Source organism: Bacillus sp. EB106-04-02-XG92 (genome assembly GCF_058791995.1).
On sequence record NZ_JBYTEA010000001.1, the window covers coordinates 186,723 to 200,550 of the forward strand.

13 protein-coding genes and 1 pseudogene are annotated in these 13,828 nt (G+C 38.0%); 4 read left to right on the top strand and 10 right to left on the bottom strand.

Going from position 1 to position 13,828, the window contains the following annotated elements:
• Positions 1–21 precede the first annotated feature (21 nt).
• Positions 22–546, top strand: coding sequence for a DinB family protein (locus AC3WVA_RS00865; protein WP_098345001.1), 525 nt, complete (start codon positions 22–24; stop codon positions 544–546).
• Between the two features lie 32 nt (positions 547–578).
• Here AC3WVA_RS00865 and AC3WVA_RS00870 read toward each other — a convergent pair whose 3' ends face one another.
• Both AC3WVA_RS00870 and AC3WVA_RS00875 read right to left on the bottom strand, forming a co-directional pair.
• A complete protein-coding gene (locus tag AC3WVA_RS00870) occupies positions 579–947 on the bottom strand; it encodes a YoqO family protein (protein WP_098345000.1) in 369 nt (122 codons plus the stop codon).
• A 15-nt stretch (positions 948–962) separates the two neighbouring features.
• The gene (locus tag AC3WVA_RS00875) at positions 963–1,298 is read right to left on the bottom strand and encodes a YoqO family protein (RefSeq protein WP_098344999.1); all 336 of its coding nucleotides are present in this window, start codon (positions 1,296–1,298) and stop codon (positions 963–965) included.
• A 346-nt stretch (positions 1,299–1,644) separates the two neighbouring features.
• Between AC3WVA_RS00875 and AC3WVA_RS00880 the strand changes: the two are divergent.
• From AC3WVA_RS00880 to AC3WVA_RS00890, 3 genes and pseudogenes are all read left to right on the top strand, one after another.
• A pseudogene (locus AC3WVA_RS00880) lies at positions 1,645–3,029 on the top strand (hypothetical protein).
• Positions 3,030–3,194: 165 nt separating this feature from the next.
• Positions 3,195–3,446: a YbeF family protein gene (locus AC3WVA_RS00885; protein ID WP_098344997.1), complete on the top strand. Its 252-nt coding sequence runs from the start codon at positions 3,195–3,197 to the stop codon at positions 3,444–3,446.
• A 26-nt stretch (positions 3,447–3,472) separates the two neighbouring features.
• A complete protein-coding gene (locus AC3WVA_RS00890; RefSeq protein ID WP_098344996.1) occupies positions 3,473–4,150 on the top strand; it encodes an HAD family hydrolase in 678 nt (225 codons plus the stop codon).
• Between the two features lie 39 nt (positions 4,151–4,189).
• Here AC3WVA_RS00890 and pyrE read toward each other — a convergent pair whose 3' ends face one another.
• Genes pyrE through pyrB form a run of 8 tightly spaced genes read right to left on the bottom strand, consistent with a single transcriptional unit; the run spans position 4,190 to position 13,703 of the window.
• Positions 4,190–4,822: an orotate phosphoribosyltransferase gene (gene pyrE, locus AC3WVA_RS00895; RefSeq protein WP_000711449.1), complete on the bottom strand. Its 633-nt coding sequence runs from the start codon at positions 4,820–4,822 to the stop codon at positions 4,190–4,192.
• Complete coding sequence (pyrF, locus tag AC3WVA_RS00900; RefSeq protein WP_098344995.1) at positions 4,819–5,535, bottom strand: orotidine-5'-phosphate decarboxylase; 717 nt, start codon at positions 5,533–5,535, stop codon at positions 4,819–4,821. The genes pyrE and pyrF overlap by 4 nt, the downstream gene beginning before the upstream one ends.
• On the bottom strand, positions 5,520–6,449 hold the full coding sequence (gene pyrD, locus AC3WVA_RS00905) for a dihydroorotate oxidase B catalytic subunit (protein ID WP_001081057.1): 930 nt from the start codon (positions 6,447–6,449) through the stop codon (positions 5,520–5,522). Before pyrD ends, pyrF begins: the two co-directional genes overlap by 16 nt.
• Positions 6,446–7,225: a dihydroorotate oxidase B electron transfer subunit gene (gene pyrK / locus AC3WVA_RS00910; RefSeq protein ID WP_000983353.1), complete on the bottom strand. Its 780-nt coding sequence runs from the start codon at positions 7,223–7,225 to the stop codon at positions 6,446–6,448. The genes pyrD and pyrK overlap by 4 nt, the downstream gene beginning before the upstream one ends.
• On the bottom strand, positions 7,222–10,440 hold the full coding sequence (gene carB / locus AC3WVA_RS00915) for a carbamoyl-phosphate synthase large subunit (RefSeq protein ID WP_048530577.1): 3,219 nt from the start codon (positions 10,438–10,440) through the stop codon (positions 7,222–7,224). The genes pyrK and carB overlap by 4 nt, the downstream gene beginning before the upstream one ends.
• Positions 10,425–11,522 (bottom strand): carbamoyl phosphate synthase small subunit, encoded by a 1,098-nt coding sequence (locus AC3WVA_RS00920; protein ID WP_098344993.1) that lies wholly within the window; start codon positions 11,520–11,522, stop codon positions 10,425–10,427. Before AC3WVA_RS00920 ends, carB begins: the two co-directional genes overlap by 16 nt.
• On the bottom strand, positions 11,519–12,805 hold the full coding sequence (pyrC, locus tag AC3WVA_RS00925; RefSeq protein WP_098344992.1) for a dihydroorotase: 1,287 nt from the start codon (positions 12,803–12,805) through the stop codon (positions 11,519–11,521). Before pyrC ends, AC3WVA_RS00920 begins: the two co-directional genes overlap by 4 nt.
• Positions 12,789–13,703 (bottom strand): aspartate carbamoyltransferase, encoded by a 915-nt coding sequence (pyrB, locus tag AC3WVA_RS00930; protein WP_097844198.1) that lies wholly within the window; start codon positions 13,701–13,703, stop codon positions 12,789–12,791. The genes pyrC and pyrB overlap by 17 nt, the downstream gene beginning before the upstream one ends.
• Between the last annotated feature and the right edge of the window lie 125 nt (positions 13,704–13,828).

Consider the following 13,828-nt stretch of genomic DNA (forward strand, 5'->3'; position numbering starts at 1 on the left):
TTTAAAGAGGGGGAATTTATATTGAATTTTGTAATTGATAAGATAGATGGTTTACAGCCTGAATTTTCAAAACTTGTTTCCATGATGAATTACGCTCGCTATACAACAATGCAAGCGGTGGAAGGTTTAACAATTGAGGAACTTGATTATTTATATGATGAAGATGCAAATTCAATTGGCATGTTATTGTACCATATGGCCGCTATTGAATTTTACTACCAGATTCATACTTTTGAAGACCGTGAACCAACGGAATCTGAATTAGAACGCTGGTTACCTGCTATTGAGTTAGGAGATCTTGGACGCGAGAAAATAAAAGGAAACCCTATAGAGTTTTATATAAATACATTACAAGAAGTACGTTCCAAAACAATCGACACTTTTCAATCGTTACCTGATGAATGGCTATTTAAAACGACAGATTTTTGGTATGACAAACCTGCAAACAACTACTTTAAATGGTTTCACGTATTTGAAGATGAAATCAATCATCGCGGACAAATTCGTTTAGTTAAAAAGATGCAAAAAGCTCATTCAGTAAAATGAGAAAATGCCACCGAATAAGGTGGCATTTTCTTTTATTCATTAACGAATAACTTTTCGTTTACTTTTTTAGCGACTCCCGCTACCAATATTATAATGCATATTAAATATAGCAATTTCGCAATAAATAACCACCCTTGAAACATTACAATTCCGTCTATGATCTCATTTCCTTTCAATAACAAAAATGGAATTGTGCTAATGATAATGACAAACTCGATGCTGAAAACAATTTTCTTTTTTCGGCTATATGCTTTCCATTCATTCCAACGATACATAGGTGCAAAAATCAATACTCCTATACATAATATAATCGGCATCCATTCACTTTTAAGAAATTGTCCTGAAATAACTGATAATAGTAAACAAACGAGAACACCATAATATCCTATTTTCTCTCTCATTCATACTCCCCCATTCTACTTTCCCTTTAATATGTAACTTGTTGTCGTTATAACAATTCTTAGAAAAACAACAACTACAATGACAATATAAAGCCCCTTCGCAGAAGACATCCACTCTTGAAAAATAGACATTTTCTCCATTTGCTTCTGCCCTTCTATTAAAATAAACCCTACGATAAATGAGCGAACAACAATAATACCAATCATAATTCCGATACTTTTCTTACTATATTGTTTCATATCTTCCCAGTTATATAGCAGTACAAAAATAAATCCGAAAACAGGTATAATACTTATCCATTCATTGTTTGTAAATAGATTTAAAATGATTAATAGACTACAAGATACGATAAAGTGAAACTTTAATCAGTGGGGGTTTTGTTCATCCCCCACTGATTATTAGTTGAACCAATCGGGCTTTTACGGGCAGTTGATCCCCACCTAACTTCTTTTCTTCCGCTGAATTTTGAGGTGGGGGTCTTACTGCCCGTTAATGCGGGATAAATCCCCAAAATCTAATTTTTTTGCGCATAAGCCCTCATTTAATTCCATTTTTAGGATTATTTGTATTTTAACATCCATTTATCGTTCTTACCATTACAGTACATGAAATTTTACTTTTTCTTTTTCCTATACTCACATACTTTCACTGCTTTCATACAATAAACTACACGAACGCCTAAAGGATGTGAATGTTATGGGAGTTGAATTAACGCTGTTGCATGCTCTCTATATTCTTTGTCTACTCACTATCATTACCTTTTTTATTCTCCGGAAAGATACGACGATTATTTGTATCGTTTTTATCTTTTTATTAGCATTAACTGCTACAAGTTCTATTCCTCTTGCCATTAGCGGTATTTTTCAAAGTTTCATTTATGCTATTACTGAACTATTACCAACTATATTAATCATCTCCATTATCGTATCAATGAGCAATCTACTCGTTCATACTGGTATAAATGATACGATGATTTCACCGTTTACAAAGATGATTCGTACCCCTACCCTCGCCTATTGGATTATCGGCCTTTTAATGATGACAATTTCTTTCTTCTTTTGGCCTTCTCCAGCTGTCGCTTTAATGGGAGCTATTTTATTACCCGTCGCTGTACGCGTCGGCCTTCCTCCAATTGGAGTTGCCATTGCTATGAATTTATTCGGACACGGCATCGCCTTATCTGGAGACTTCGTTATTCAAGGTGCACCGAAATTAACCGCGGATGCTGCTGGTCTTCCTGTTTCTAGCGTTGTTTCTGCCAGTGTTCCTCTCGTAATTGTTATGGGCATTGTAACAACTTCCGTCGCATTTTTCTTCTTACGAAAAGAATTTCATACAGGCTTATCCATACAAGAATCTATTCCATCAACTGCGTCTTCTAAAACGCTCACTTCATTATCTCCTCGGACAAAAAATGGCTTGCTATTTGCATCCCGATCGTATATACCATCGATATCCTTTGCATGATTCAATTTAAACTACAAGGAAGCGACGCAACTGCACTTATCGGCGGGACGACTGTTATTATGATTATCATCATTTCTCTCATCGCCTATAAAGGAAATGGACTAAATAAAACGACCGATTATTTTATAGAAGGGCTCCAATTCGGATTTAAAATCTTTGGTCCAGTTATCCCAATTGCTGCACTCTTTTATTTAGGAGATAGCGGTTTGGTAAAAATTATCGGAGACTATTTACCGAAAGGTTCACACGGACTCATTAACGACTTAGGAATCGCTTTGTCTCAAACAGTTCCTTTAAATCAATATGTATCGGCTGGAACTTTAACTATCGTTGGTGTCATAACAGGATTAGATGGATCTGGCTTTTCTGGTATATCACTTGCTGGTTCAATTGCCAATCTTTTCGGAACAGCACTTGGGCATGGAACAGCTACATTAACAGCACTCGGGCAAATTGCTGCCATATGGACCGGAGGCGGGACTTTAATTCCTTGGGCACTTATTCCTGCCGCTGCCATTTGTAAAGTGGATCCATTTGAACTCGCACGCCGAAACTTTTTACCAGTTGTGATTGGCTTAATTGTCACCACATTCGTTGCGATGTTTATTCTATAGCGTAAGCAAGTTTTCTCTTGCTTACGCTTTTTATTATGAAATCCAGCATTTATTACTGACTTTCAAAAGGGATTATATACATGTTAGCGAAGTTATATTAAGAGAGTATTTTTTAAAAACGTTTACGAGAAACAGATTACTTCCATTAGAAAAGGAGACATAACTATGAATGAATTGATTTTCGTCTTATTAATTTGTCCATTACTTATCTTTATCGTTTCTGTTATTGGAACACGCAAGACGAAAACGTATTACGTAATGCCGATTGTAACGTTTGCTAGTTTTTTAATAATAGGTGTTATCGCCTTCACTCCACAATTCTTCTTTTGGGTTGGCATGTACAGCATCTTTTCATTTATTGTTTCTTATATGACTCTATTGTTTGTAAGAGGTTATGAGGTTGCGGCAAAACGCTAAATAGTTGTTAGCAAGGAGATTATCATATGATTTTCTTTGATATTGATGGAACCTTATTTGATTACGACACCGCTGAGAAGAATGGTATCTCACATTTCTTCCAAAAGTATAATGATATTTTTTTAGGAAACGAATTAGAGGCTATGAAGCTATGGCATGAATTATCCGAAAAATATTTCAACAAATTTTTATCCAAGGAATTATCTTTTCAAAAACAACAAAGGATGCGAATGTATCATTTATTTAAAGCATATAGAGTAAACTTATCCCCCGAGGAATCTCAGCACAGATTCAATCAATATATAAAACTTTATAAGAACAACTGGACCGCGTTTGAAGATGTACACTATACATTACATGCCTTGCAGCAAGAAGGACACACATTAGGTATCATTAGCAATGGTGACTATGAGCAACAAGTCGAAAAGTTAACTACTCTAAACATTCTACAATATTTTAAATATATATTTACTTCTAGTGAAATTGGGATATCGAAACCAGACCCTGAAATTTTTCAAAGAGCTGTATTACAATCGAATCTTGAAATGAAAGATTGCTATTATATTGGCGATCGATTAAAGACTGATGCAATTAGTAGTACAGCAGCTGGGATGCAAGGGATATGGTTAAATCGGGATAAATCGCAACTCAAGTACGATATTCCTACTATATGTTCTTTACATGAAGTTTTAACAGTGCTATAAAAAAAGACGACCGCGTTCCCCCGCGGTCATTTTTTCGTGTTACGCTGTGATCCAAGCTTCGTTAGCTGGATTTTTACGCCACTCTTGTAATTTTTTCGTTTCAGCTTGTCCGATCATACCTTTTTCTGCCGCTACTTCAGTTAATGCACTGTAGTCGCTTAAAGAGTATGATGCCACGTTAGCTGCTTCTAGTTTTTCTTTTCCTGCTTCAAGCTCGTATGTGAAGATTGATACGATTCCTAATACTTCGCAACCAGCTTCGCGAAGTGCTTCTACACATGTAATTGCACTACCGCCAGTTGAAATTAAATCTTCTACTACTACTACTTTTTGACCTTTTTCAGCTTTTCCTTCGATTTGGTTCCCTTTACCGTGACCTTTTGCTTTACTACGTACGTAGCACATTGGTAAATCCATACGATCGCTTACCCATGCAGCGTGCGCAATACCAGCAGTTGCTGTTCCTGCAATAACTTCTACAGTTGGGAAGTGCTCTTTAATTAACTCTTCTAATCCAGCTGCAATCGCTTGACGTACTTTTGGATAAGATAAAGTTAAACGGTTATCACAATAAATTGGTGATTTCATACCTGAAGACCATGTGAATGGATCATTCGGTTGTAAAAATACTGCTCCAATTTCTAATAAATGCGATGCGATTTCTTTTTTCATACTGTTACACCTTCCCACTGTTGTTTTACTGTTTTATACGCTTCAAGCGGATTTTCTGCTTTTGTAATACTACGTCCAACTACGATGTAGCTTGAGCCAAGTTCCCTCGCACGTTTCGGTGTTGCTACGCGCACCTGGTCATTTACATCATCGCTTGCAAGACGAATCCCCGGTGTTACTGTTACAAATTCATTTCCGCATACTTCACGTAATTTTGGAACTTCAAGCGTTGAACAAACAACGCCATCAAGTCCACTTTCTTTCGTTAATTTTGCATAATGAGCAACCGCTTCTTCTAACGTTTTCTCAATGCCGATCTCTTTTTTCATCATAGCTTCCGAAGTGCTTGTTAGTTGTGTAACTGCAATACAAATCGGTCTCTCTTTTCCTTCTTGCTTACCTTCCTCTAATCCCTCAATCGCAGCTTTCATCATACTGCTTCCCCCAGCAGCATGAACATTTACCAGATCAACATCTAGACTAGCTAGGCTACGCATAGCGCTTTTTACTGTATTCGGAATATCATGAAGTTTTAAATCTAGAAAAATCTTATGTCCTTTTTCTTTTAAGTACGTAATAATCGCAGGGCCTTCTTTGTAAAATAACTCCATACCAACTTTGACAAATAACTCTTCCCCTTCAAAGTGGCGCAAGAATTGTTCTACATCTTGTTTCCCTGGAAAATCTAATGCAACGATTAACGACTGTGACATGTTTGCTTCCAGCTCCTTCCTTGACATTCCGAAATGTGATCAAATCCTAATTCATCTAGTAATGCTGGTAACTCTTCAATAATTGTCGGACATACGAACGGATCAATAAAGTTCGCTGTACCTACTGCAACTGCGCTTGCGCCAGCATAGAAGAATTCAATTACATCTTCCGCTGTCTCAATACCACCCATTCCGATAATCGGAATGTTTACCGCTTGGCTTACTTCATGTACCATACGAATTGCTACTGGCTTAATCGCAGGACCTGATAATCCACCTGTACGGTTTGCTAAAATTGGTTTAGCTGTTTTTAAATCTAGACGCATACCAAGCAATGTATTAATCATCGTTAAACCATCTGCACCTGCATTTTCAATCGCTTTTGCAATTTCCACAATATTTGCCACGTTCGGTGACAACTTCACGTATACAGGTACTTCAGAAACCTCTTTTACTCGCTTCGTTAAATCAGCAGCAATTTCAGGATTTGTACCAAAGGCGATACCACCTGTTTTTACGTTCGGACAAGAAATATTTAATTCTAGTGCATGGACATTAGGCGCTTTAGAAATTTCTTTTGCAACCGCTACGTAATCCTCAGCTTGTGAGCCTGCAACGTTCGCAATGATTGGAAGATCAAATTGTTCTAACCATGGTAATTCAGAATTCATTACTTTTTCTAACCCTGGGTTTTGAAGTCCGATTGCATTTAACATACCGCCCGGTGTTTCAGCAACACGAGGCGTCGGATTTCCATAACGTGGTTGTTCTGTCGTCGCTTTAATCATGATTGATCCTAGTACACTTAAATCGTAAAACTGTGCATATTCACGACCAAACCCAAAGCATCCAGATGCCGGTATAATTGGATTTTTTAATGATAATCCCGGTAATTCAACTTGCAATCTGTTCATAGTACAACCTCCCCGATTGGAAATACTGGTCCGTCGCTACACACCTTCTTGTAAGAATGTCCACTTGGATCTTCTTGTAAGTGGCATACACATGCGAAACAAGCTCCAATACCACAGCCCATACGTTCTTCTAAAGAAATATAAGCTTTTTTCTCTTTGTAACGTCCTTCTAATGCACGAAGCATCGCTAACGGACCACATGAATAAAGAATATCAAAGTCAATTCCGTAATTATCAATTACATCTGTGACAAATCCTTTTGTACCGTGTGTACCGTCTACTGTCGCAACGTACGTATCACCAAGTTCTGCAAATTTCTCTTCATAGAAAACTACATCTTTCGTTTGAAAACCTAGGATGTGAATTACGCGTACCCCTTTTGCAACAAGGCGCTGTGATAATTCATAAAGTGGTGGTACACCAATTCCCCCGCCTACTAGTAAAGCTGTTTGACCAGCTTCTGCTTCTTCTACAGGAAAACCGTGTCCTAATGGTCCTAGTACGTCTACCAATTCACCTTGTTTTCTAGTTGCTAATGTTTTTGTCCCTTGTCCTTCCGCACGGTATAGCATTGTAAATTCGTTCTTCTCTTGATCTACATTACAAATACTAATTGGGCGGCGCAGCAGGGGCGCAATGCCCTCTGCTACCTTAATGTGTACAAACTGCCCTGGTTCGTTCATTTGCTGTACTAATGTTCCTTGAAGCACTAATTCGTAAATGTTTTTTGCGATTTCTTTTTGATTAACGACGATCATATTTTGCTTTTGCATCATGCATGTACCACCTCGTGACGCTTTGTTTGCGTAATTTCTTTCATTGAATGAGCTGAGAATGTCATAGATTCTAATACTCGTAAGATTGCTCTCGTTGTATCAAGTGATGTTAAGCAAGCTACACCATTTTCTACTGATTCACGGCGAATGCGGAAACCATCACGCGCTGGCTGTTTACCTTTTGTTAGCGTATTGATTACAAACTGTGCTTTTCCTTGACGGATAATATCTAGTAAGTTGTAGTCTTCAGAATCAATTTTGTTTACAACTTGTACTGGGATATTTTGCTCTGCTAACGATTGTGCTGTTCCAGCTGTTGCTAATAAGTTATAACCGATTTCGTGGAAACGTTTTGCAATTTCCATTGCCTCTTCTTTATCTTTATCTGCTACAGTAATGATTACTGATCCGTGGGTTGGGATGTTAATTCCAGAAGCAACTAATCCTTTGTATAATGCTTTTTCAAGCGTTAAGTCTTTACCCATTACTTCCCCTGTTGATTTCATTTCAGGTCCTAATGTTGTATCAACTGAGCGTAGTTTCGCGAATGAGAATACCGGAGCTTTTACATATACTTCTTTCTCTTCTGGATGATAACCAGTTCCGTATCCTTGCGCTACTAGATCTTGCCCTAAAATAACTTTCGTTGCAACGTTCGCCATTGGTACACCTGTAATTTTACTTAAGAATGGTACTGTACGGCTCGCACGTGGGTTTACTTCGATTACATACACTTGATCTTCGAATACTACAAACTGGATGTTTAGTAATCCAACAATGTTTAATCCTTTTCCAAGTGCAATTGTATGTTCAATAATTTGTTCTTTTAATTTGTCAGATAAGCTTTGTGGTGGATATACTCCAATTGAGTCACCAGAGTGAACTCCAGCACGTTCAATATGTTCCATAATACCTGGAATGAATACATTCTCACCGTCTGAAATTGCATCTACTTCAATTTCTTTACCAACCATGTAACGGTCGATTAATACTGGGTGATCAGCGTGAACTTTAACTGCATTTTTCATGTAGTGCAACAGTTCTTCTTGACGATATACGATTTCCATCGCGCGTCCACCTAGTACGTAAGATGGTCTTACTAATACTGGGTAACCAATTTTGTCAGCGATTGCTACTGCTTGCTCTACAGTCGTTGCTGTTTTACCAACTGGTTGCGGGATACCAAGCTGTGTTAGCGCTGCTTCAAACTTATCACGATCTTCTGCGCGATCTAAATCTTCAAGTGATGTTCCTAAGATTTTCACACCGTGAGCTTCTAATTTAGCAGCTAAGTTAATTGCCGTTTGTCCACCGAACTGAACGATAACACCTTCTGGTTTTTCTAAATCGATAATGTGCATTACATCTTCAATCGTTAATGGTTCAAAGTATAATTTGTCAGAAATACTGAAGTCTGTTGAAACTGTTTCTGGGTTGTTATTAACAATGATTGCCTCATATCCAGCTTCTTTAATTGCCCATACTGAGTGAACTGTTGCATAGTCAAACTCAACACCTTGACCGATACGGATCGGACCAGACCCTAGAACTACTACACTCTTACGATCTGTTCTAACCGATTCATTCTCGTCACCATATGTGCTGTAGTAGTATGGTGTTGCAGATTCAAACTCTGCCGCACAAGTATCTACCATTTTATAAACCGGAGTTATATTGCTTTCTTTACGCATATCGTAAATTTCACGCTCTGTTTTGTTCCAAGCATTAGCGATGTAATGGTCACTGAAGCCCATTTCTTTCGCAGTTTGTAGTACTTCCATATTTCCTACATTCGCTTTTACTTCGCGTTCCATGTTTACGATATTTTCTACTTTTTGTAAGAAGAAGAAGTCCATTTCACACCAATCGTTGATTTCTTCTTTCGTTACACCTTGACGAATTGCTTCAGCTACGATAAACAGTCGCTCATCATCAGCTTTTATAATACGTTTTTTCATTGTTTCTTTATCAAGTTCTTTTAAGTGGTCTAATTCTAGGTGATAAATACCTAGCTCTAAAGAACGAACCGCTTTTAATAATGATTCTTCTAAGTTACGTCCGATTGACATAACTTCACCAGTTGCTTTCATTTGCGTTCCAAGTGTTCTGTTCGCTGATTCAAACTTATCAAATGGCCAGCGTGGAATCTTTGAAACAACATAGTCTAATGCTGGTTCGAAACAAGCGTATGTTTTTTGTGTTACTGGATTTATAATTTCATCTAACGTTAAACCGACTGCAATTTTTGCCGCTAGCTTCGCAATTGGATATCCAGTTGCTTTAGATGCTAGTGCAGATGAACGACTTACACGCGGGTTTACTTCGATTACATAGTATTGGAAGCTATGTGGATCAAGTGCAAGCTGAACGTTACATCCACCTTCAATTCCTAATGCACGAATAATTCGTAATGAAGTGTTACGTAACATTTGGTATTCACGGTCACTTAATGTTTGGCTTGGTGCTACAACGATAGAATCACCTGTGTGAACTCCAACTGGATCGATATTTTCCATGTTACATACTACAATCGCGTTATCATTTGAATCACGCATTACTTCATATTCAATTTCCTTACAACCAGCAATACTTTTCTCTAATAAACATTGTGTTACCGGACTATGTTTTAATCCACCTGATACGATTTCAATTAGTTCTTCTTCATTACTACAGATTCCGCCACCTGTTCCACCCATTGTAAATGCAGGGCGAACAATAACTGGATATCCAATTTCTTTTACAAATTCTTGTGCTTCTTCTAGCGTATGAATAATTGTACTAGATGGAATTGGTTCATTTAATTCCTGCATTAATGTACGGAATAAATCACGATCTTCTGCTTGCTCAATTGCTGATAATTTTGTTCCTAAAATTTCAACTCCACACTCTTCAAGTATGCCTGATTTCGCAAGTTCAACAGCCATGTTTAAACCTGTTTGACCACCTAATGTTGGTAAGATTGCATCTGGACGTTCTTTACGAATGATACGGCTTACGAATTCTAGTGTTAATGGTTCTATATATACTTTATCTGCTGTTGCAGTATCTGTCATAATTGTTGCTGGGTTAGAGTTAACAAGGATTACTTTGTAACCTTCTTCTCTAAGAGATTGACAGGCTTGTGTACCAGAGTAGTCAAACTCCGCTGCTTGCCCAATTACAATTGGTCCCGATCCGATTACTAAAATTGTGTTAATGTCTAGGCGTTTTGGCATAACTCTTCCCCTTCTTTCTTGAAGTTTTCAATCATTGCTAAGAAATCTTCGAATAAATCGTTTGCATCTTCTGGTCCTGCTGAAGCTTCTGGATGATATTGAACTGTAAATGCTGGGAACTTCGTATGACGAAGACCTTCTACTGTTCCATCATTTAAAGCGACATGTGTAATTTCAAGTTCTGTATTTTTAACTGACTCTTCTTCTACTGCGTAACCATGGTTTTGAGATGTAATTGCTACTTTTCCAGTTGCAATATGTTTTACTGGATGGTTTAAACCACGGTGACCGAATTTCAATTTACTTGTATTCGCACCAGATGCTAGCGCGAACAATTGATGTCCTAGGCAAATTCCGAATAAAGGAACTTTACCGATAATGTCTTTTAACATTTCAATTGCTTCTGGTACATCTTTTGGGTCCCCAGGTCCGTTACTTAACATAATTCCATCTGGGCTAAGTCGTAAAATCTCTTCTGCTGTTGTGTTGTAAGGAACTACAATTACATCACAGTCACGTTTATTTAATTCTCGTAAAATACCATGTTTCATACCGAAGTCTACAAGTACAACGCGATGTCCGCGGCCTGGGCTTGGGTATGGATCTTTCGTTGATACGCGTTTTACATGATCTGTAAATACTGTCGCTTTTAATTGGCTCACAATGTACTCTACATCTGCATCCATGTTACAAAGGCGTCCGCGTAATGTACCGTATTGACGAATTTTTCTCGTTAATTTTCTCGTATCAATCCCTGCTAATCCTGGGATGTTTCTTTCTTTTAAGTAGTCATTTAACGAAATTTCATTACGGAAGTTTGATGGATGATCACAAATTTCGTTTACGATTAAACCATTTACAGAAGGGTGAATCGATTCAAAATCGTCACGGTTGATGCCGTAGTTTCCGATTAATGGGTACGTGAATGTTACGATTTGACCGCAATATGATGGATCAGATAATGTTTCTTGATATCCAGTCATTCCTGTTGTAAATACAACCTCACCTGACTTTTCGATTTCTCCTCCGAAACCTTTTCCAATTAATACTGTTCCATCTTCTAAGATAAGTTGTCTTTTCATACTAATGCACTCTCCTTTTGCCATGCGATCTTACCACCAACGATTGTCATTACCGGCCATCCTTGGCACTTCCAACCTGCGAATGGTGTATTTTTTCCTTTTGATAAGAATGTTGTTGGATCAATCTCTTCTTCTTGTTCTAAATCAATGATTGTAATATCAGCTGTTCTACCTTCTTTCAGGCGACCTACTTCTAAGCCGAATGTATCAGCTGGCTTTTCTGTTAAGAATTGAATTAATTGTTCTAATGTAATAATTCCTTTTTTCACAAGGTTTGTGTATAAAAGCGGGAATGCTGTTTCAAAACCAGTAATTCCGAATGGTGCTCTTTCAATTCCTTGTGCTTTCTCTTCTGCTGTATGCGGTGCATGATCAGTTGCGATCATATCGATTGTTCCATCTAGTAAACCTTCAATTAGTGCTGTGTGATCTTCTTTTCCACGAAGCGGTGGGTTCATTTTAAAGTTAGGATCAGCTGATGGGATATCATCTTCACATAACACTAAGTGATGAGGTGTTACTTCTGCTGTTACTTTAATTCCAGCGCGTTTTGCATCACGAATTACGCGTACAGAGCCTTTCGTACTTACGTGACATACGTGATAGTGACAATCTGCCGCTTCAGCAAGCAATATATCCCTTGCAATATGTACAGATTCACATACTGATGGGATACCGTTTAATCCGTGTTTCTCAGAAAACTTCCCTTCATGTACACAACCTTTATTAATAAGAGTATTCTCTTCACAGTGTGCAACTACTGCCATATTTAATTTCGCTGCACGTTTCATAGCTGCTAACATCATGCTAGCATCTTGTACGCCCACACCGTCATCAGTGAAAGCAAATGCTCCAAGTTCTTTTAATGTTTCGAAATCTGTCATTTCAGAACCCGCTTGGCGTACTGTAATTGCTCCGTATGGTAGTACGTTGACATGCGCTTTCTCTTTAATACGATTTTGCAAGTCTTCCATATGTTCTCTGCAATCTGGTACTGGGCGTGTATTTGGCATTGCACAAATTGTAGTGAATCCACCTTTTGCCGCTGCTAGTGTACCTGTTTCAATTGTTTCTTTATGTTCACCACCTGGTTCACGAAGATGTACGTGTACATCTACTAATCCAGGCGCGATTAACTTTCCGTTCACATCGATTACTTCAGCATTATCTGCCGTAATATTTTCTGCTACCTTAGCGATTTTACCGTCTTGTACGAGAAGATCTGTTGCTACGATTTTTCCTTCTTCATTCATATAACGACCATTTTTAAACAAGTAATTCATGTTTCATTCCTCCTAATACATTTGGTAAGGCGCGTTTTAGTACAGCCATTCTTACGTAAACTCCATTTTCCATTTGTTTAAATATGCGTGAACGCTCACACTCAACAAGTTCACTTGCAATTTCAACATCACGGTTTACAGGAGCTGGATGCATAATAATGCTTCCTTCTTTCATACGCTTTTCTCTTTCCACTGTTAATCCGTGTTTCTCATGATACTCTTTCATAATGTCTGTTTCATAATGATCATGACGCTCATGTTGTACACGAAGTAACATCATTACATCCACTTCTGGAACAAGTTCATCTAATGGTTTGTATGTTCCAAATGTGCTATCTTCATCTTTCCACTCTTCTGGACTTGCAAAGTAGATTGTTGCACCTAGTTTCGTTAATGCTTCTGCATTCGAACGCGCTACTCTGCTATGACGAACATCTCCTACTATCGCAATCTTTAATCCTTCAAATCTTCCAAACTCTTGTTTAATTGTAAGGAGATCGAGTAGGCACTGCGTTGGGTGGTTTCCACATCCATCTCCAGCATTTAAGATTGGGATATTCACCTGATCTTTTAGTTCATCGAAGTAGCGATCTTGCTCATGGCGGACGATTACCGCTTTTGTTCCGATTGATTCTAATGTTCTTATCGTATCGTATAATGTTTCTCCTTTTTGTACGCTAGATGCATCAGCTGAAAAGTTTAAAACATCAAGTCCTAATCTCTTCTCAGCAACCTCAAAGCTAAATCTCGTTCTCGTACTATTCTCAAAGAACAAGTTCGCAACAAAAGTTTGCTCTGTCGTTTTGCTTTCTTTTCCATTCGCAAAATCTTCTGCGTCTTTTAGGATTTCTGAAATTTCTACTTCCGATAATTCACTCATCGTTAACAAATGGCTCATCGTCATCCCTCGTCTTTCTAATTTTTATGTTACCACTTTCGTATATTTATAACAACCTTTGTATAAAAATACCCTAGTCGTGTGAGACTAGGGTGCAAGAAAGAAGCCACCCTTTTCGGTCTCAC